Raw genomic sequence first — 20,452 nt, forward strand, 5'->3', positions numbered from 1 at the left:
CAAAACCTTCCCTTATGCCCCGCCCTGGTTTGGACAGGAAGCGGAAGCGGGCGCGCCGCCACGCGGCAGGCCACCCGATCAACTAACGTAGAAACGTGACCACTATAAACCCGAGTTTTACCGCTCCCGCCGGTAAACCTATCGCTTTAATAACGGGCGGCACTTCCGGTATTGGCCGGGCTTTCGCGCGGCTGCTCGCCCAACGCGGCTACAACCTGGTGATCGTAGCCCGGGGAACTACCGGGCTGGCTGAAACCGCTGCCGAATTGCAAGCTAGCGGCGTTGCGTGCGAACAAATCCGGGCTGATTTGGCCGATCCGGAAACGGTCACTGCCCTATGCGAATGGGTTGCGAGTCGGAATTTTGCTTTCGACGTTTTTGTCAATAATGCGGGGACGGGCCTTTACCAACCATTAGCCACCACAGACTTCGCGGAGGCGGAAACGGCCCTCACGGTAATGGGCCGGGCCCCGGTAAAACTTGGGGGAGCGGTAGCCCAAAAAATGCGGGAAGCCGGTTCGGGGCAGATTATCAATATTTCTTCGGTGCAAGGTTTTGTGCCGATGGGCATGTATGCGGCCATCAAAGCTTTTATTCGGGTGTGGTCTGAATCCTTAGCCTTGGAACTGGCCGGAACGGGCGTGACGGTGACGGCCGTGTTACCCGGGTGGGTGCGCTCCGGTTTTCACCGTGCCTCTGGCGGGCGGCGTAGCGGCGTCCCCGATTTCCTGTGGCTCGACCCCCAGCAAGTGGCGGCGGCAGGGTTACGCGCAGCTGAGCGCGGCAAGATCCGGTGTACGCCGAGCCGGCGCTACCAGGTGATTACTTTCTTAGCGGAGAAAGGGCCACGCCGCGTCGTGAACCGGGTAGCCCGTGCCCTGCGTTCCGCCAAATCTAGCGCTTCTAGCAAACCGAGCGCTTCTGCCAAACTTAGCGCATCCACCAAACCAAGCGCTTCTACCAAACCGAGTGCTGCTGTACCTGCGAGCACGCCGGCTGAGAGCCCCGCAGCAAGTTCCGGTTCTTCCACAGGTACCGTTGCAGGTACGTTTAACGACGGCGTCGGCACGAACCACGATATAATTCAGGCCACGAATGCAGAACTTGGCGAGCACGGGGTGAGGTGATCGGTAGTGGAGGAACTCGAACCGATTGATCCCTATCTCGACGACGGCAAAGCCAAGCGCCGGCATCGGGTGCGCAAATTCCTCACCAAACCGGTACTAAACACGGTTCTGAAAAGTACCGTGCTGGGGGAAGAAAACATTGAGGATTTAGACGGGGCTTTCGTGTTGGTGCCGAACCATTCTTCGCACCTGGATGCACCCATGATTTTCTCCCTCCTGCCCGATAAGCTCACGGAACGGCTGGCCACCGGGGCAGCCGCCGATTATTTTTATCGCAACCCGGGGATTTCTGGCCTCACCTCGCTGTTTTTCAACACTTATCCGATTGAAAGAAAGAAGAACACGCCTTCGAAACACGGACGGGGTTTGAAACCGGGCCGCGCGAAGGGAATGACGGGCCGCCTCTTGCGGGCCGGAGTGCCGATCCTGATTTTCCCGGAAGGTACACGTTCCCGCACCGGCGAACTTGGCACCCCCAAAGCCGGGGCCGCCGCGCTCGCCCAAAGATTCGAAGTACCGATCGTGCCAATCGCAATGGCGGGCGGGCACGAAGCCATGCCGGTAGGCGCGGTACTGCCCAAACCGCGCAGCGAAGTATTCCTCTTTATTGGCAAACCCATGTACGGCCAAGAAGGGGAAGACGCCGATTCCTATATGAAACGCGTATTCCGCGCCATCGAGCTCATGCTCGAACAAAAAACCGCCCACCCGGTGGAAACCGACGGTACTAGCGCCTTCGACCCCAAATAGGGCAGTTTTTCTTTTCCCGTGCTGTCGGGCGCTCGCGGCGCGTTTATTTTAGTGTCAGTGCTCTGCGGATTGTGCGGGTGCCGGTGATTCTTCGGGAGAGAGTAGGCCGGCCGCGCGCATGGCAATCTCATCGCTGGAAGCACCCGGGAAAGCAAGTTGGACGGTGAGGCCGCCGCCCGGAGTTTCGAAAGCGTGCGCGCTGCCGCCATGGGCGCCCATAATCGCGGCCACGATCGCCAGGCCTAGGCCCGAGCCGCCAGAGGCACGGGAGCGGGAAGTATCTGTACGGTAGAACCGCTGGAAGATCTTTTCGGAATCTTCCGGGGAAATACCCGGCCCGTGGTCGCGTACTTCAATAATGCCCCAACCGTTATCAATGCCTACCGCGAGCTCTACCGGGGTTTCTTCCGGAGTATGTGCCAAAACATTACTGAGCAGATTGGCGATCACCTGGGTGACCTTATTGTGGTCGGCCGTGATTATGACATTGGGTGGTTCGGGGCTTTGCAAACCAATTAGCTGCGAATGCCGCTGGGGTGCCCGGGCTTCCAGATCGTAGAGGGAATCTTCCGCGACATCTGTGAGGGAGAGAGATTCCAATTCGAGGGGCCGGCCCTCATCCATCCGAGTTAGTTGCAAAAGGTCTTCTACCAGTTCGGACATGCGAGATGCTTCCGATTCGATGCGACCCATACAGTCGGCCACTTTATCTTCGGGTACCCCGTTCATCCGGTACAGCTCGGTGTAGCCCTTCACGGTAGCGAGGGGAGTGCGTAGCTCATGCGAAGCATCGGAAGCAAATTGCCGCATTTGGGCTTCGCTGCGTTCCTTATCCGCAAAGGCATCTTCAATTTGGGTGAGCATCGTATTAATGGAAGTGGCCAGAGAACCCACTTCATCGGCGTCGTCATCGTGGGGAACGCGTTTCGTAAGATCGCCGGCCGCAATTGCTTGCGTGGCCCGTTCAATATCGCGCAAGGAACGCAAAGTGCGGGAAATTGTGGCGCTCACGGCAAGTGTGCCAGCCAGCATCGTGGCTACCCCGAGCAGCCCGAAGATCAAAGCGAGCCTGGTTACGGTGAACATAATCGGGGCGAGGGGCTGAGCAATAATCGCGTAGCCGAGCACTTGCCCGCCTTCATCTTTAACGTCCAGCACGAGGGCACGCCATTTTTGCCGCCCATTTTCGCCAGCCACCGTGAAAGGATCACGGTTGACCTTGGCGTCTTCGCCGCCCCGCAAAGCCTGCTTGATAATTCCTTCCGGGTTACCCGGGATGCCATAACGCAAAGAAGTGGAGGGGCGGATTTCGATCGGCTCTACAGCAACGTCCGGGGAAGCCCCGAAAGACAGGTAAATGTAGTAGTTGGAAAAACTGTAAGGAGTTTGGCCTTCGATCTGCCGTTGGTTTTCGATGTCATTGAGCAGGCGGTCAGCCACGCTATAGCCAGAATTGCGCAGGTCGGCATCGGTAGAACTGAGCATGTATTGCCGCATTAGCGTGGTGGTGGCTATCCCTAAGAAGAGAATTGCGGCACCGATAATTACCACGAAAACCGCCACTAGCTGTTTCGTGAGTGAACGGTGAGGAATGGTAGACGCCGCCTTTTGCCGCCGGTTTTCCCGCCCGCGGCGTTGCTTCGTGCCGGCTTGTGGGGAAGTGCGGAAAGTGTGTGCCTGTTGCTGGGGCGTTTCTTGGGTTGCAGATTGCCGCATCGCCGGGCTTCACCTACTTCGAGGTTTTGTTACCGCGGAGGACGTAGCCGATACCACGCCGCGTGTGAATTAGCGGGACGATTTTTTTCGCTTCTTCCGGATCAGTGATCCCCAGGTTTTCCGGAGAATCGATCTTGCGCCGCAAATAGGAAATATAGGATTCGACGATGGAGATTTCACCCTGCCAGTTGTAATCCCAAACGTGATCCAGAATCTGGCTCTTGGAGACCACACGTTCGGCGTTGATCATGAGGTAGCGCAAAAGTTTGAACTCGGTGGGGGAAAGTTCCACTTCCCGCCCGGCACGCCGCACCTCGTAAGAATCTTCGTTCAGTTCCAGATCTAGATAGCGTAACACCGGCGAATCCGCTTCTTCCGGGTTGGAGCGGCGCAATACCGCCCGGATCCGCGCTACCACTTCTTCCAAAGAGAAAGGCTTGGTGATGTAATCATCGCCGCCGATTGTGAGGCCCTGTACTTTATCCTTCACGTCATCACGCGCGGTCAGGAAAAGTACGGGCAGGTCCGAATCGCGTTCCCGCATGCGGCGCAGTACTTCAAAGCCGTCCATGCCGGGCATCATAATGTCAAGAACTACCAGGTCAATTGACTGGTTTTGCTGGTGGGCCAGGGCTTCTTGCCCGTCTGCCGCCGTGAGTACCTCAAATCCGGCGAAATGCAGGGAGGCGGAAAGCAGTTCGCGCAAGGATGGTTCATCGTCGACGACGAGGATCGTGGCTTCCGGTTCTTTTTCTTCGTTTCTAATATTGCTCTGAGCACTCATACTTAGACATTGAACGCGTGAATTCTGGGAGTTTTCTGGACGTTTACTGGGAAAGGGATTGCCCCGGTGCGGGCCGGAAAATCGGCGCGAACCGGGGCGAATCTGTAAGTTAGCAGTTCCTTAGTAGTGCTTTAGCGCGCTTTAGTAAGAGGTGAAATCTTTGCCTTCGATTTGTTCGGGTGCACTGCCGCTTTTGAGGGCGGCCAAACGCGCTTCGATTTCGGCGTCGTTGGAATGATCTTCCAACTCGGCAAACTGATCGGCCAGGGAAAGGCTAGCCACTTCCGCCTTACCCGCGGCCAGGGCTTCGTCTCGGCGCACGCGTTCTTCGAAGCGGGAGAGTTCCGAGGTTGGATCGAGCACGTTGATCGAGCTGATCGCGTCTTGTACACGTGCCTGGGCAGCAGCGCTCTTTTGGCGCGCCACCAGGGAATCACGCTTGTTCTTCAGCTCGTTGAGCTTCTCCTTCATCTGGATGAGCCCGCTCTTGAGCTGTTCTACTACTTGTTGCTGGCTGGTAATAAGCGGTTCGGCCTCTTTGGCTTCTTTTTCAAACTCGATCTGCTTGCCCAAAGCAACCTTGGCGAGGTTATCCCAATGGGCCGCGCCTTCCGCATCCCCGCGCCCGCGCATCTCATTGGCCTTGGCTACCGAAGCGGCTGCCTTGTTACCCCAGTCTTGGGCAGTGCGTAGGTCTTCCTTATAGTCAGCTTCGGATAGCCGCAGATTGCCAATGGTTACGGCCACGGCGTCTTCGGCTTCCGCAATCGAGTTGGTGTAGTCCCGCACCATTTGATCCAACATCTTTTGGGGATCTTCCGCCCGGTCGAGCAAAGCGTTGATATTCGCTTTGGCGAGCTGGCTAATCCGCCCCAAAATCGTTTGCTTCTCCGCCATTATTGTCCTTCCTTCCGCGCCCACGCGCCGAAAAACTATTTTGCGCCGGAGCGCCGGAAATATACTTGCGCCGGAGCGCCGCGTTTCTATGTTCTTACGTTACTGAAAACCGGGGTGGTCTTGCATCCTTATGCAGGGCTTTTAGTTGTTTTTTGCCTGCCGGCGAGAGCTGTAGCGCAGCCGGGTGTAACCCAGCTTGGCACCGGCCGTCGCCCAAAACTTTAGAAGGAGAAACCTCCTCCCTTTGCGCCGCTGGAACTACCGCCAGAACTCCCACCGGAACTTCCGCCGGAACCGCCGCTCCAGCCGCCCCAGCTACCGCCCCAGCCGCCGCGGTTGCCTGAAGTTAGGCCGCCAATAATCACGCCGGCCAAGAAATTGCCCCAGTCTCCGCCGCCGCTGTGCCCGCCGCGCCGGTCTTGATAGTCATCCCAACCGGAATTGACGTCGGTTTGGGCGCGATGCAAAGCCTGTTGCGCTAAAGAATCAGCTTTCCGGTATCGGGAAACCGCCGTTTCGGGGTCACTGCCTTCGCAGGCCTGCCCGTGCGCTAATTCCCGCTGGGCAGAGTTGAGAGCAGTGCGGGCAGGGCTACTAACCAGCCGCCGGTACTGGTTTATATAGTCTTCCGCTGCGGCCACCGCAGCCCCCGCCTTTTCCCGCAAACGGCCGGCCGTGGCCACCATACGATGCCGGTTTTCTTCTTCGGTGCGCACTTGCACTAGCGCCTCATCCAAAGCGGCTTCCGCCTCGGTGAGCGCCGCAATTCCCGCGAAAGGATCGGCCCCGTGCCGGTTATAAGTGCCGACGACTTGCTGGGCGGCCTCTTTTTCGGCCTGGATATGGGCGTCGTCGCTACCCAAACGATCCGCATCCGCAATATCGGCATAAATCGATTTCAGCCGTTCCACCAGTTCGTTTTCGGCTTGCGTGAAGGAATCTTGGGCGTGCGAAATCTTCTGATACTTTTCCTGCGCCGGCGTCAAAGCTTCTTCCGCGATCCGCGCAAACGGCACCGCCTGGTTACGTTTCCCGGCCTGCACGTGCTCTTGCCCTTCCCGGATCGCTTTTTCGCAAGCTTCGAGTAGCCCGGGAATTTCGGTTTGCAAGGTTCGCAAAGTCTGCATCGCTTCCGGACCGTAACGCTGCGTGAGGGTATCTAATTGTTGCCCCGCAGCCGGCAAACCTGCGCGCAAGTCCTGGCAGGAAGCAGCCAATTTGCTAAGCCGCCGCTCCACGTTTTGTGCCAGATCGCGCAGCTCGCGCAGTCGCGCGTTTTGTTGGTCTACCAACTGTTGGGCTTGCCCGCTCAAAGCGAGGATCTGGTTGTGCATGTCCCGAGCTTGCGCGGGAGTTTCCGGTTCGTCATCATCTAATTGCCGGCGAATCTCAAAAGCTTGCGCCAGCAAAGCCCGTGCCTGTTGGAATGCCTCCGCAAACTGGGCGGCCTGCGCCTCCCCAAATTCGGCCTTCGCAAACTCTGCTTCCGCGCTGGCATCGCGTACGGCGTCGTCGGCCGCTAAAAGTTGCCCGGAAGCCCGCTTGGCAAGCGCATCCAGCTGCTCACTTTCCTGGTGTTTACGTTTCCGGTAAATAACGACGCCGACCACCGCGCCAGCGCCCACCAGCAAGAACACAATAATCCACGGGGCCGGGTTGAAATCGTGTTGATTGGCGTATTCGGCTTCCAGATTTTGGATGGCCCGCTCGGCCGCTTCCGCCCAGTTACCTTCCCGCAAAGCGTTCATGGCCGAGGAGTCAAAAGCATCCCGCACTTCCTCGGCAGTGAAAGACTGAGGCCCGTAGCCCACCGAAACCTGGCCGGCCTGGGTAGCAACCGCAATCACCGTGGCATCTTTTGCTTGGCCGGAAAGATCATGGGTTTTGCGGGCCCAATCCTCCGCACCGGCACCATCAAAAACATCCACAAAAACAAAGCGCACGGTTTGGCCGGTATTTGCCGCCAGCTCATTGAGCTGGGTGCGCAGATCCGCCGCTTCGTTCTTGGTAAGTACCTGCGCGGTATCGGTGACCGCAGAAATTTGTTTTAGCGGTTCTTCAGCCCGGGCAGGGCCGGCCGGAAATAAGGTAGCTACGCCCGCACACAGCGTGGCCAGAGCTAACCCGATGGCCCGCCTACCGCGCGGATGCCACACTCTGGTGTTCTTTTGCCGCGCGACTTTTTCGGGGTGGCGCGCTGCCTTCTGCGTTTCTTTCCGGCGTCGGAATCTCATGCCTCAAAACTACCGGAAGTGGCAAGCCCAGGGTAGCCGCAAACCAGGTAGCGGTAAGCCCAAGGCAGCGGTAATCTCCAGGCGGCAGCAACCCAAGGCAGCGGCAACAAGTGCGCCGCGCGCGTAGCGAAAGGTATGTCAGCGGGGCAACTGTAGCCTACGCAGGGCTCGCGCTATACTAGGGCGGTGCTTCCGCGCGGCCGCCGGCCGGGCGGTTTTTCCTAGAAAGCGAGTGTAAATTGCCAACCGGTAAGGTCAAGTTCTTCGACGAGAAGAAGGGGTTCGGGTTCATCGACGGTGATGACGGTGTGTCAGTGTATCTGCCTGCCGATGCTCTCCCCGCGGGGGTGAAGCGCATCAAGCGCGGCACACGAGTTGACTATTCGGTGGCTGATACGCGGCGCGGCCCGGAGGCCCTCACGGTAGAAATAGTGGAACCGGTGGAATCCCTCGCGCATATTAATAGGCGTCCCCCAGAAGACATGGTGCCGGTAGTAGAAGATCTGATTCGTCTGCTCGATTCGGTATCTGGGCAGCTGCGGCGCGGACGCTACCCGGAAGGAGGCCGGCGGCTGGCCCGCGCACTGCGTGCCCTCGCCGATGAATTTGATGGCTGATCTCAAACTAGAAGCCGTGGCACAAGCGGCAGTTATAACTCCGGAACAACCAGACCGCGTTTACCCGCAAGCAGACTGCGAGGGGGAGCGGTTGCTCGTACGCGCGAGTGAAACTGCGCAAGAATTCCTCAAAAATGAGATCCCGGAACGGTATGTGGGCGCCCACGCCGGCCTGATTCTGGAAGAAGAACGCGTACTCACGCACTATTTCAAATGCGAACACCCCGGCTACCAGGGCTGGTATTGGGCAGTCACCCTAGCCCGGGCCCCGCGCTCGCGGCGCGTGACCATTAGTGAATACGAAATGGTGCCGGGCGAAAAGGCCATGCTGGCCCCGCGCTGGGTTCCCTGGGCAGACCGTATGGAAGCCATCGAAGCTGAAAAGCGCAACCAGGAAGAAGCCGCAGCAGAATACGAACGCCGCGAACGTGAAGCGCGGCGGGAGCGGCGCGCCCAGCAAGCCCGCGCTGCCGAAGCCGCGCCGGCGGACAGCACCGAGCCGGCAAAAGAAAAGACGCGCAGGCGGGAGCGCATCTCGCGCCGGGACTCGGCGCGCACGGACTCGGTGCGCACGGAATCAGGGCGTACAGAATCAGCACGCGCGGAATCGGGGCGCACAGACTCGGCACGGCAGGGTTCTTCTCGGAAGGATATTGCGCGGAAAGTTTCTGCACGCGAGGAATCTACGCGGAAGGGTTCTGCGCGCGAGGAATCGCGCGGCAGGAAAACGCGCGGCACGAAAACTCGCGAAGCAGGGGCCGCGGGCACGGATTCGCCGCGGGCAACGCGCGCTGCACATCCCGAACTGTTCCCAAGTTTGGCAAGTTCGCGGCGGCGAGTGGTGCGGCGCGGTTCACGCGGGCGCCGCTATCTGGCCGGGCAAGAATCGGAGGACTGACGCGTGTTACGGCTGCAGGGCCGTGCGCGTGCCTATGACTGGGGTGGCACGCAGGCAATTCCGGCTTTATTTGGCTATGCGCCCGCGCAAATCCCAGTTGCGGAACTCTGGTTTGGGGCCCACCCAGACGATTCGGCCACGGTAGGTGGCAGCGCGGATACCCCGCTATTTGATCCAGCCCAGCTCTACCCAAAATCTCCGCAGGCCGATCACCGTTTGGAAGCTAACACACAGCGCCGCCGCCGGCGGCTAACCCACTGGAGAAACCGCGGCCGCGATGCGCGCAACGAACGCGAAGCGAGTAACAATAGCGCCACCGCGCCTACAGATTTATCCTTGCGGGAATACATTGCCCGCGATCCAGTAGCCGCGCTGGGCCCGGAAGTAGCCCGGCACAGCAACGAATTGCCGTACCTGCTCAAAATTATTGCGCCCGAACAGCCTCTTTCTTTGCAAGTGCATCCTTCTTTAGAACAGGCACGCTTCGGTTTTGCCCGAGAAGATGCCGCCGGTATTCCGCGCAATGCCCCGGAAAGAAACTATCGGGATGCAAACCATAAACCGGAACTGGCCTACGCCCTCACGCCTTTTGAAGCGCTCGCCGGATTTCGCACTAGCCGGCGCATTGCCGGCGTACTTTCCGGCCTGAATACCGAACTTTCTGCGCGCATGTTAGAGCTCATGGAAGAAGGTATAGGCACGGTTTTCTCGTGGCTACTTTCAGCCGAAACTCGGCCCAATAGTGAGCAAATCCAAGCGGTAGTTGAGGCTTGCGCGGCCCGGCTTGCCCGGGGAGAAAGCCCCAGCCCCCGTGCCGACCGCATCGTGGGCATGCTCGCCGAGCGTTACCCAGAAGACCCCGGCGTAATCGCCTCCCTCCTGCTCAACCCGCTCAGCTTGCGGCCCGGCGAATCCGTGTTCGTACCCGCCGGAACCGTGCACGCATATCTATCTGGCACAGCGATAGAAATTATGGCCTCCTCCGATAACGTGTTGCGCGCCGGGCTCACCCACAAACACGTGGACGTGCCCGAGCTACTGCGCATTATGGACACCGTTGCTGCCCCGCCCATCCGGATCGCCCCGGAACGAATGTCTGCTGCGGTATCAACCTTCTATGCCCCGGTAGACGATTTCGAACTTTCTGTTGTCCGTTTACGTGACGCCACCGCCACCGAAGCGTTACGTGCCCGCGGCCCACGTACCGTCCTTTGCCTCGAAGGCGCGGCGCAACTAACTACCGACGCCGGAAGCGAAATGCTCAACACCGGTCAAGCAATTTTTGTGCCCGACGCCGAAGGCCAACTCCGCGTGCGCGGGTTTGGCGAACTCGTGGTAGCCAGCGTGCCCTAAGCGCGAGCATTGGCAGCTGCCGCACCGACCGCCGCATCCGACCCTCGCATCCGTTCTCCGCAGGCGGGGCGACCAGCAGGGCGGGACCCTAAAAATGGGCGGCCGGGCAACCAGCAGGGCGGAACCCTAAAAATGGGTGGCCGGGCGACCAGCAGGGCGGAACCCTAAAAATGGGTGGCCGGGCGACCAGCAGGGCGGAACCCTAAAACTGGCAGGCCGGGAGGAAACTCACAGTGGAGGCAAAACCGCGAAATGTCGCGGAAAACCGCAGGCGCGTCTCGAATGGCGAGACGGATCTCGCTCCAAATGCCCAAATGGCGAGATTTGCGTTGCTTCTGCGCGGGCAGACGGAGAGAATTAGTCCAGTCAGAGGCAATTTCTCGTACCGGCGTTGGCTTTCGCCGTCGTTCGTGAGGCGCAAGCAGCACCTCAGCCGGTACGGGGCCGGGCCCGCGGCGCGCAACCACGCCACGTACGGCCGGGCCAGGCGCCTAGGCGCTCCGCGTTAGAAACGCGTATAAGGAGAATACATTGACTGCTAAAACGCAGGTTGAAAACACGTCCGCGCCCGATGCATCATCCGCACCTACCAAATCGAGCGGGATTCTCGGCTATTTCAAAGTGAAGGAGCGCGGCTCAACCGTAGCGCGTGAACTTCGTGGCGGCCTCGTAACTTTCGTCGCCATGGTTTATATCCTCGTCCTCAACCCGATTATTCTTTCCGGGCCGGATTCCACCGGCATGTACCTGGGTGGAGGCACAGAACCGAATATGCCGGCAATTGCGGCCGGCACCGCCCTCGTTGCCGGAGTAATGACAATCCTCATGGGGGCGGTGGCGAACTTCCCCATGGCCATGGCTGCCGGGCTGGGATTGAATACTTTGGTGGGCGCCGTAATCGTGCAGATTCCGGGTATGACCTGGGCAGACGGCATGGGCATTATCGTCCTCGAAGGTATTGTGATCACTCTGCTCGTGCTCACCGGCCTGCGGGAAGCTATTTTCCGGGCGGTTCCCAAGTTCTTGCGCACCGCCATTTCGGTGGGCCTGGGCCTGTTCATTACGCTCGTTGGCCTCACCAATGCCGGCATCGTTTCCGGAAACGCAGAAGGCGGCACCATCCTCAACTTCGGAATTAACGGTTCCGTATCTTCCTGGCCCTTCCTCGTATTCGTAATCGGCCTGCTCGTAACCTTCGTGTGCATTGCGCGGAAAATTTCCGGGGCCTTGCTGATCGGCATCGTAACTTCTACCGTGCTCGCCGTTATCGTGGAACAGGTGTCCCGCCCGGGATTGCGTGCCGACGGCGTAGTGACCGGCTGGTCGGGTAGCGCTCCGGTACTTTCTGGAAGCCCGATACAAATCCCCGACTTTGCGACCCTTGGCGAATTCTCCATCGTGGGCCCGTTCCAAAAGATCGGGGTTATCGCCGTCGTCGTCCTCACCTTCTCCGTAATGCTCGCCGACTTCTTCGACACCATGGGAACCATGGTGGCAGTGGGCCGGGAAGGTAACCTCTTGGACGAAGAAGGGCAACCCGAAGGTACCTCGCGCGTGCTCCTCATTGACTCGCTTTCCGCCCTGGCCGGCGGTATGGGCGGCGTCTCCTCGAACACATCCTTCGTGGAATCCACCACCGGCGTGGCTGATGGTGCGCGTACCGGCCTCGCCTCGATCACTACGGGCGTGCTCTTCCTTCTCTCCATGTTCTTCGCCCCGTTGGTCACCTTGGTGCCCTCCGAAGCGGCGGCACCTTCCCTGGTCGCGGTGGGTCTGCTCATGCTCGACGGCGTAATCGAAATCAACTGGGAAGATCGCCTAGAAGCCGTACCGGCCTTCATGACCATCGTGTTCATGCCCTTTGCCTACTCGGTTACTGTGGGCATTGGCGTGGGCTTCATCTTCTACGTGCTCATGGCAGTATTCATGGGTAAAGCACGGCAGATTAAGCCGCTCATGTGGGTTTCCGCGGTACTCTTCGTGATCTACTTCCTGCTAGATCCGCTGCAAAGATTGCTCGGAATCTAAATGCTTGTTTGGAAGCTGTAGAACAAGCTAAATCCGGGCGCGTGCCGGCTGGCGGCGCACACATAATTCCATAGGTAACTCCCGCGGGGAGGTACGGTTACGTGCCCTTGCTGTTAGCAAATAACAAGTAGCTAATAAGCAAGGAAAGGCGGCGGCCGTGCCTTCCCGCAATCTATTTTGCCCGGCGCGGCAGACTGCGGCAGGGCAAAGCAGCCAGCTGCGAACCGGCGTCGCTGCGAACCGGCGTCACTGCGAACCGGCGCCGCTGCAAACAGGCGTCGCTACTGCACCCCGCCGGTATTGCCGCTGCTGATTCGGCACGTTCGCAGCGAAGGGTAGCGATCAATAAGACAGAGACAGGTGTCCCAGAACTGTCGTACAATATAAAACCGTTCTGTCGCAAGACGGCGCCAGAAGGCAATATTTATTACTGATAATCGCGGGGAGCTGAGCACTCTTGGGGCGTACATTCGCCAGCCTGAAATTCTACAATTATCGAGTTTGGTTCTTTGCGGCTTTGATTGCAAACACGGGTACGTGGATGCAAAGAATTGCGCAAAACTGGCTTGTTATCAACGATCTCACCGATAATAGCGCCTCCGCAGTAGGTCTTATTACCGCCCTGCAGTTCGTGCCCGTTATTTTTGTGATGCCGGTGGCCGGTTCTTTGGCAGACCGGTTCGATAAACGCAAAATAGTGTTCGTTACCCAGCTGGGCCAAATGCTTTCCGCTTTCGGTTTGGCGGCCCTGATACTTACCGGCACGGCCAATCTGGGAAATGTGTGCCTTTTCGCCTTCATTTTGGGGATCGTGGCAGCTTTTGATTCACCGCCGCGCCTCACCTTTATTTCGGAGTTGGTACCGCCGCGTTCGCTCCCGAACGCTATCGGGCTGAATTCGATGTCCTTCAATATTGCCCGCCTGATTGGCCCGGCCCTGGCCGGCGCGCTCATTGCCGCGGTTGGCACCGGGTGGGTTTTCGTTATCAATGGCGCCATGTTCTTGGCCACGCTAGTAGCTCTTTTGCTCATGCGGCCCAAGGAATTCCATCCGGCTCCGCAGTCCGAACAGAAGGAAGGGACCGTGGAAGGGATCGTGCACGGGCTCAAATATTTGCGGCGCCGTTCCGATCTCATGCTGATTTTCGTGGTGGTGGGTATCGCTTCCTGCACTGCCATGAACAACAATTTGACGACGGCGGCTATGTCTACCTCCGTTTTCGATAAGGGCGCCGGCGAATTTGGGGTAGTGGGATCCGTCCTCGCCATCGGTTCGCTCAGCGGTGCACTACACGGAGCTCGGCGCACCGCCCAGCCACGCGTGCGCTCGGTCGTTGGCGCGGGGTGCGGCCTGGCCATAGCCATGGCGATTAATGCCATAGCGCCTAGCTTCTGGCTCTACACGGTCACACTGATTCCCGTTGGGTACTTCATGATCGTGATGCTCACGGCGGCTAATACCGCCGTGCAGATGTCTACCGCTCCGGATATGCGCGGCCGCGTGGTTTCCCTGTACCAGACCGTCGTGCAAGGCGTAGTCCCGGTAGGGGCTCTGCTCACCGGGTGGATTTCGGATGGCTTTGGCGCCCGCTGGGGCGTGGGCATGGGTGCTATTGGGTGCGCCGTTGCTGTTGTGGGCGCACTCATCTGGGGCCGCCACAAGTGGGACGTGGAAATCCACTACCGCATCCGCGAACCCCTGCACCTTGAAATCCTTGGCCCGCTAGAACACGAACAAGAGCAAGCAGAAGAAGAGGCAGCCACCACGGCGTCGGCCCCGGCTGAAGAAGCAGCCCCGGTAGAAAAGGCCGGGCCAGAACTGGGGCGCGAAAGGGCTGCGAGCCAGCAAGCAGAACACGCGGCAGAAAAAGCATCGAAAAAGAAAACTGTAGAAATTCCAGAAAACATGGATAATGTGAACGGGATGGGCATCACGGAGGAAAGTGCCGCGGCAGGTACCTGCGATGCCGGAAGCGCAAGCGAAGAAGCAGCGCCAAAATCCCGGAAAACGGAGGGTGAAATAGATGAGTAGTCGGCCAGAAGGGGAAGGTCTCGTCGATACCCGCGAGATGTACCTCAAGTGCATCTACGAGTTAGAAGAAGAGGGGATCGTCCCCATACGGGCACGGCTTGTGGAAAGGCTCAACCAGTCCAAACCTACGGTTTCGGAAACCACTGCCCGCCTGGAGCGGGATGGTTTCCTGGTTGTAGATAAACAGCGGGTTATACGGCTCACCGCGCGGGGGCGTGCCCGGGCTACTTCCGTGATGCGCAAGCACCGCTTAGCAGAACGGCTATTGGTAGACGTGATCGGCCTGCCCTGGGAGCATGTGCATCTGGAAGCATGCCGCTGGGAGCACGTAATGAGTGAAGAACTGGAAGCCCGGATCGCGCAGATTGTGAAAGACGCCAGTCGAGATCCCTTCGGCAACCCCATCCCGGCAGCAGATGTACTGGGCCCAGGCGAAAATGCGGCCCGCCCGGCCGGCCTGGTCTCGGTAGAAAAATATCTCGCCGACCGCCGCGCCGCGCAGGCAGCAAACCAAAGCAGTGGTGCGTCAGAAGGTGGAAAGACGCCGGCGCACGGTCCCGCAGACCGCAGCGAAACCTCGGTTGGCGCCGGCCAGGCCGCTAAGGCACCGCACCCGGATAGCACCGCGAGTACGGAGTGTGCGCAAAGCGATACGGTAACGCTGGCCCGGATTGGCGAAACCCTGCAAACTGAGCCGGAGGTTTTGTTGGCTTTGCGCGAAGCCGGAGTAATGCCCGGGCAGCAAATCCGCATTATTGACGCCGCCACCGCAGCCGAATGCGCCCACTGCGGGGAACTGAGCACAGCACCCCAAGCAAGTGCGGGAGTAACAGAAGCTGCCGGCGCAGATGGCCACGTTATTGCGCAGAGTGCCAAAGGGTCGTTAGAGCTTACAGAGTGGATGCAAAAGCACCTGCAGTTACAGGTCTAGGCTCGCGGGGCATGCGGCTGCGCGGTGAGCAGACTAACAGGCCGCGCCAGAAATTGGGGCGCGCAGCGGCGGACTTTCGGGTAATGTATACGCGGCGCTTAAAGAGGCATAGCGGCCGGAAAGCTCACTGTTTCTGGCAGCTGCCGCAAACTGCGAACTGTATGCCCCCAGTCACAAAAAAACGTAACCAGATCGTAACTTCTCGTGAACTTTGTGATTTGCGGACCAGTGCGATAACGGCGGTGTTGCGCCTCGGAAACTGGCGGAATCTCGCCAGTTCTAGGGATTGATTTAATAGTTTGCGAAGAAAGTGGCGTAGCGCTCTGTTATCGAAACGTGACATTTCGGAGAAAGCTAGGTACTCTCTTCTTATATCCGGAGAGCGCGCTCTCTCTGGTTTCGAGTTTTGAAGGTTCACCAAGGAGTTCTTTTATGTCGGGAAGCCATGCGTATCGCGAGGCTAAGACTGGGATTCTCAATTCTTCTGCAGGGCGCGGTGTTATTGCCGCTCTCGCTTTCGGCACTGTCACCGGTTCCTTGATTCCGGCTGCCACTGCGGATACCCAGGATGCAAAGGCAACCCCTCTAAAGGCGGTATCTAACCCGCACGCGAATAACGAGGCAGTTGCTACGGAAGCAGTAACGGCCCCGGCAGATGCACAGTGGAAGATCGAACAGATCGAAGTAGGCGATACGCAAGCGATTGCGGACGCCTTCAGCGTGGAAGCGGCCCCCGAGGTTGAAGTAGCGGCGCCAGCTGCAGAAGCACAAACCACCACGGCAACGGCAACGCGTGGTACTTCCACGCAGGCAGCTACCGCCGCTGACGAAGAAGATGTAACGCCGCGCGCGGCGGTCAGCGGCTCGGGCTCTTCCGTTACCGGAACGGCTCTGGCCTACGCTGGCTCTCCCTACCGTTGGGGTGGCACCACTCCTTCGGGTTGGGACTGCATTGGCTTCGTGCGTTGGGTATATGCCCAGCACGGAGTTTCCATCGGAAGCACTCCGGCCTCCGTACTGTCGGCGGGTCGGCAGGTTGCCTACTCGGATGTACAGCCGGGAGACATTCTCTACTGGCCGGGCCACGTAGCGATTTCGCTCGGCAATGGCAAGAACGTAGCCGCCTGGAACCCGTCCATGGGAACCACGGTCGGTCCGGATTCTTGGGTAGGTACGCCCACCGTTATCCGCGTGTTCTAAACAACACGAAATAAAAACTTTTTCTCCACTCCGGGAATTTCAATACTCCTCGCGCTAGCGCGAAAAATATTTCGGTGCCGGGCATCCGCCTAGCACTCAAACAGCAGGTGAGCTTGCGGGCTCACCTGCTGTTTTTCTATGCCCGGGCGCGGTTCGGCAATGCTTTGTCACCAGGTAATTCTCGGGACGGTAAAATATTGGCGCGTTAATATTTGGGGCTAGCTTTGCAAAGTGGAAGAATAGCGGCATGTACGTGCACGAAAATCTCGTAGTCGTGGGAGTCGATGGATCGGAATCGGCGCTGGCCGCATTGCGGTGGGCAGCAGCGGTAGCGCGCAATCGCGGTGCCGAACTGCGCGCAGTGACCTGCTACCAGCCCGGCCCGGATCCAGAAGCTTCCCGCGTGGGTGCCGAATCAATCGCCCACGAAGCCCTGGCAAAAACTGATACTACTGGCCTGAAAATAAGTGTTCATGTGGAAGCCGGCTCCGCGGGAGAGGTGCTCGTTGAACAGTCGAAAATTGCTTCCCGCGTCGTCGTCGGATATTTGGGTGCAGACACCACGGGAGGTGCTGAACCCGGACCGGTAGCCACCTACGTGACCACCCGTGCCTACTGCGCCACCGTAGTAGTACCGCGCACCGAAAGCACCCGCCTGCCCATCCGCCACATCGTAGTAGGCGTAGACGGCTCCACCGCCTCCCGCTACGCAGTAGAACTAGCCGTGCGCATGGCCGGCCGCTGGGGCGCCAAACTTTCCGCCATCAACAGCGTGCACGTGGAATCCCAGGCGGGGATGCTCGTGAGCCCCGAACTAGCTAAGGAAGTTCTGGAAGATACCCGGGTGGGGCTGGAAGAAACTGTGCAGGAAATCATGACCGGCAAGGAAGAAATCGAGGTCAAATGCTACGCCGTGGAAGGTTCGGCGGCGCGCTTACTCGGCGAACTCTCCTCCTCGGTAGACCTCGTGGTGGTCGGTACGCGCGGCCGTAGCGGCGTGGCGCAGTTTATTTTCGGGTCGACGGCGCAAGGCGTGCTCCGCAATGCGAAATCTCCCGTGGTGGTAGTACCAGCCCGCGCGGCCGAAAACGTGCACGCCCCGAATACGAACGTGCCCTGGGAAGCCGGGTTCTAAACCCAGCGACGGCGAAAACCCGGCGGCAGCGTAACTTTGGTGCGGCGGCAGCATAACTTTGGCGCCGCGGGAGGCTGTGCCGGGCATGGCGTGGGCCATGGCGCGCGGATACGGCGCCGGCCGCCTGCCAGGCCCGCAAATTCCGCGCCGCAAAACATCTAATCTCGCCCTACCGCAAACCCGCACCTTAAGACAACCGAGAAGCGGCTAACAAGCACTCGGAATTAGATGCGGGGCGCGGTAGACTAAGCGGGTTGCCCTCGTAGCTCAGGGGAAGAGCGACCGCCTCCTAAGCGGTAGGTCGAAGGTTCGAATCCTTTCGGGGGCACGAAAAGGTCGGGGCGCCTGATTGGCCCGGTGAGCAGGTGAATTGGCACCGCCGCGGGTATGTAATGCGCGCGCGTGCCGCTACGCTCGCGCCGTGTTTTATTGCCGAAGGAAAATGCCCGGAGAGGAAGCGATGGGTAAGCAAACCGAGGAAGAAAAGCCAGCCCTGCGCATTGTAATGCCCGTAGTGCATACCTCTCCGCTGGCAACCCCCGGTTCGGCAGATGCGGGCGGGCTAAATGTTACCGTCACCAAAGTGGCCGGCGCGCTCGCTGCTCGCGGCCACCGCGTAGATATTGTGACCAGGCATTTTGCTCCGAATATGCCCTACGTGGAAGAAGTCAGCCCGGGAATTCGGGTTTTCTACCTGCCGGCCGGCCCGGCCTGTATGGTCGCTAAATCGGCGGCGGAATGCCTGATTGCGCCTTTCACACGCGAGTTCCAAAACTGGTGGGAAAACTATGGGGAAGGCGTGAATATTGTCCACGCCCACCACTGGTTTGCGGGCGTGGCCGCCGCGCCAGTAGCTCGGCGGGCCGGGGTGCCGTTAGTTGCTTCCTACCATTCGGTAGCCGCGCCGGAAGGAGCGGGCCTGGAACTGGGGGAACCGGCCGAATCTCCGGGGCGGGCGGCTGGGGAAGCTGAAATTGCCCGCACTGCTGATCTGATCGTGGCGGTTTCGCAGGCCGAAGCACAGATGATTACCGACCATTACGGGCAGCCGCGCGGCCCGGTAAAAGTGGTGCATCCCGGGGTCGATACAAAGCTGTTCCATCCGGCTACCGGCACGGAAATCCCGGCGCAAGTAATGCAGGTTACGGAGGGGCGGCCCTATATTTTCTTCGCGGCGCGCCTGCAACCTTTGAAAGCACCAGAATTGGCGATTCGCGCTCTGGCAGAAATTCCGGTTGCCGCCCGGCCGTTGCTCGTGCTTGCGGGAGAAGCGTCCAGTGATTTTGCGGGCTATGAACAAGACCTGCAAGACTTAGCAGCCGCGGTGGGCGTGGCCGGGGATACGCGCATGATTAGCCCGCTTTCCCGGCAAAACCTGGCGGTCATGCTCGCTCATGCCAAGTTGCTTATTAGCCCTTCCTATTCAGAAACGTTTGGGATCATCAATCTGGAGGCCTCCGCTTCCGGGATACCCGTGGTAGCTTGGCGCAGTTCCGGGATTCCCGAATCCGTGCGCGACGGCGTCACGGGAACCTTGTGCCGCACGCGCGAACCTGCTGAATGGGCGCAAGCGGTAGTGCGTTATTTGGAAGATCCAGAACTATGGGCCCAGCATGCGGCCGGAGGCCGCCAGTTCGCCCTCGCCCACACTTGGGATAAGGTCGCGCGTGAATATATTGCTGCCTACGAATCGGTGGTTTCATAAAACATGCCCGTACACGCAAAGAATAATCCGGCAAATAACCCGGCCCGGCCGGTCCCGGAAAATAGCTCGCAGCAACCGGCCCCGGCAAGTTTCCAAACCCCGGGAAGTAGCCCCGCCCACCCGCTCGACCTTGCAAGTTTTTTGGATTCTCCGGCTCGGCAAGTAGTTATGGGGCACGTGCTTTTCATTCATGCCCACCCGGACGACGAAGCCGTGCAAACCGGTGCCCTTGTGGCCGCGTTGGCCGCCCGCACCCAAGTTTCGATTCTTACCTGCACGCGCGGCGAAATGGGGGAGGCAATTCCCGGGGTGCTCCCGGAAAATGCCACCGCGCAGGATTTTATTGCGCAACGTTTGCGGGAAACTGCGCGCGGCCGGGAAATCCTGGGTGCCCAGGCAGGATATTTCTTGGGCATTCCGCCGGCTTTGGCCCCCGGTGCTCACGCGCGCCACTATTCGGATTCGGGGATGCGGTGGATTCGGGAAGGCCTGGCTGGTCCGGCGCCGCAGGCTCCCGCAAATGCGCTGGCTTTGCTTCCCCTGGCCCAAGAGGTTGACGACGCCGTTACCCTGGCTACGGCCATCGGTGCCACGGTGCTAATTGGCTACGACGCGGAAGGTTCCTACGGGCACCCGGATCATTTACGGGCCCATGAAATCGCACTTGGCGTGGCCCGGCGCACCGGCCTGCCGCTTTTCGAAATTGCCTCCAGCGGCGTTGCCTCCGGCAGCAGCGTTGCCTCCGCCGATACCTCCGGCGATACCTTCGGCAGCGCACCCGGTATTACGCCCGGCGGTGCGGCTGTTGCCCCGCCTGCCGAGGGCGCTTTTACGTGGGTAGATGTGAGCGGCTATGTGGATACGGCGGCCCGCGCGTTGGCGGAGTATCGAACTCAATTGTCACTGGTTGAAAAACAGGGACGCCTAATGATCCGGCATGTGGGTGGGCAATACCAGGAGATTTACGCGCAGGCCGGGTTGCGTGCCCGATCTTTGCCCTGAGAAATACGGGTAACGTGCGAAAAATATCGCGGCGAGGATCAAG

The 20,452-nt window shown here is 59.4% G+C and carries 16 protein-coding genes and 1 tRNA gene; 13 read left to right on the forward strand and 4 right to left on the reverse strand.

What is annotated here, in order from left to right; genetic code table 11:
* The first annotated feature begins 95 nt into the window (after positions 1-95).
* Both BLT47_RS03200 and BLT47_RS03205 read left to right on the forward strand, forming a co-directional pair.
* Positions 96-1,127 carry an SDR family NAD(P)-dependent oxidoreductase gene (locus BLT47_RS03200; protein ID WP_256332509.1) on the forward strand — a complete coding sequence of 344 codons (1,032 nt, stop codon included), beginning with the start codon at positions 96-98 and terminating at the stop codon, positions 1,125-1,127.
* Between the two features lie 6 nt (positions 1,128-1,133).
* Complete coding sequence (locus BLT47_RS03205) at positions 1,134-1,877, forward strand: lysophospholipid acyltransferase family protein (protein WP_065415625.1); 744 nt, start codon at positions 1,134-1,136, stop codon at positions 1,875-1,877.
* 54 nt (positions 1,878-1,931) lie between these two features.
* Here BLT47_RS03205 and BLT47_RS03210 read toward each other — a convergent pair whose 3' ends face one another.
* The 4 genes from BLT47_RS03210 to BLT47_RS03225 all read right to left on the reverse strand — a co-directional run bounded on the left by BLT47_RS03210 (position 1,932) and on the right by BLT47_RS03225 (position 7,508).
* Positions 1,932-3,593, reverse strand: a complete 1,662-nt coding sequence (locus BLT47_RS03210; RefSeq protein WP_083330027.1) for a sensor histidine kinase — start codon at positions 3,591-3,593, stop codon at positions 1,932-1,934.
* 13 nt (positions 3,594-3,606) lie between these two features.
* Positions 3,607-4,377, reverse strand: a complete 771-nt coding sequence (locus tag BLT47_RS03215) for a response regulator transcription factor (RefSeq protein ID WP_049619137.1) — start codon at positions 4,375-4,377, stop codon at positions 3,607-3,609.
* Positions 4,378-4,518: 141 nt separating this feature from the next.
* Positions 4,519-5,274 (reverse strand): PspA/IM30 family protein, encoded by a 756-nt coding sequence (locus tag BLT47_RS03220; protein ID WP_074661529.1) that lies wholly within the window; start codon positions 5,272-5,274, stop codon positions 4,519-4,521.
* Positions 5,275-5,495: 221 nt separating this feature from the next.
* Complete coding sequence (locus BLT47_RS03225) at positions 5,496-7,508, reverse strand: TPM domain-containing protein (RefSeq protein ID WP_074661534.1); 2,013 nt, start codon at positions 7,506-7,508, stop codon at positions 5,496-5,498.
* Positions 7,509-7,747: 239 nt separating this feature from the next.
* Between BLT47_RS03225 and BLT47_RS03230 the strand changes: the two genes are divergently transcribed.
* The 11 genes from BLT47_RS03230 to BLT47_RS03285 all read left to right on the forward strand — a co-directional run bounded on the left by BLT47_RS03230 (position 7,748) and on the right by BLT47_RS03285 (position 20,409).
* A complete protein-coding gene (locus BLT47_RS03230) occupies positions 7,748-8,125 on the forward strand; it encodes a cold-shock protein (RefSeq protein ID WP_049619140.1) in 378 nt (125 codons plus the stop codon).
* Positions 8,118-9,023 carry a DUF3027 domain-containing protein gene (locus tag BLT47_RS03235; RefSeq protein ID WP_074661538.1) on the forward strand — a complete coding sequence of 302 codons (906 nt, stop codon included), beginning with the start codon at positions 8,118-8,120 and terminating at the stop codon, positions 9,021-9,023. Before BLT47_RS03230 ends, BLT47_RS03235 begins: the two co-directional genes overlap by 8 nt.
* 3 nt (positions 9,024-9,026) lie before the next feature.
* Complete coding sequence (gene manA, locus BLT47_RS03240) at positions 9,027-10,376, forward strand: mannose-6-phosphate isomerase, class I (protein WP_074661542.1); 1,350 nt, start codon at positions 9,027-9,029, stop codon at positions 10,374-10,376.
* 531 nt (positions 10,377-10,907) lie between these two features.
* Positions 10,908-12,404, forward strand: a complete 1,497-nt coding sequence (locus tag BLT47_RS03250; protein WP_053093593.1) for an NCS2 family permease — start codon at positions 10,908-10,910, stop codon at positions 12,402-12,404.
* 457 nt (positions 12,405-12,861) lie between these two features.
* Positions 12,862-14,436, forward strand: a complete 1,575-nt coding sequence (locus tag BLT47_RS03255; RefSeq protein ID WP_083330029.1) for an MFS transporter — start codon at positions 12,862-12,864, stop codon at positions 14,434-14,436.
* Positions 14,429-15,367, forward strand: a complete 939-nt coding sequence (locus BLT47_RS09765; protein WP_083330030.1) for a metal-dependent transcriptional regulator — start codon at positions 14,429-14,431, stop codon at positions 15,365-15,367. The genes BLT47_RS03255 and BLT47_RS09765 overlap by 8 nt, the downstream gene beginning before the upstream one ends.
* Positions 15,368-15,799: 432 nt before the next feature.
* Entirely contained in the window at positions 15,800-16,567 is a 768-nt protein-coding gene (locus BLT47_RS03265; RefSeq protein ID WP_065415631.1) for a C40 family peptidase, read from the forward strand.
* A 247-nt stretch (positions 16,568-16,814) separates the two neighbouring features.
* Complete coding sequence (locus tag BLT47_RS03270) at positions 16,815-17,702, forward strand: universal stress protein (protein ID WP_049619143.1); 888 nt, start codon at positions 16,815-16,817, stop codon at positions 17,700-17,702.
* 256 nt (positions 17,703-17,958) lie between these two features.
* A tRNA-Arg gene (locus BLT47_RS03275) sits at positions 17,959-18,030 on the forward strand.
* Between the two features lie 132 nt (positions 18,031-18,162).
* Entirely contained in the window at positions 18,163-19,407 is a 1,245-nt protein-coding gene (locus tag BLT47_RS03280; protein ID WP_074661722.1) for a glycosyltransferase, read from the forward strand.
* Positions 19,408-19,410: 3 nt separating this feature from the next.
* Positions 19,411-20,409 (forward strand): PIG-L deacetylase family protein, encoded by a 999-nt coding sequence (locus BLT47_RS03285; protein ID WP_218122536.1) that lies wholly within the window; start codon positions 19,411-19,413, stop codon positions 20,407-20,409.
* Positions 20,410-20,452 lie beyond the last annotated feature (43 nt).

It is taken from the genome of Actinobaculum suis (assembly GCF_900102025.1).
Lineage (GTDB): Bacteria > Actinomycetota > Actinomycetes > Actinomycetales > Actinomycetaceae > Actinobaculum > Actinobaculum suis.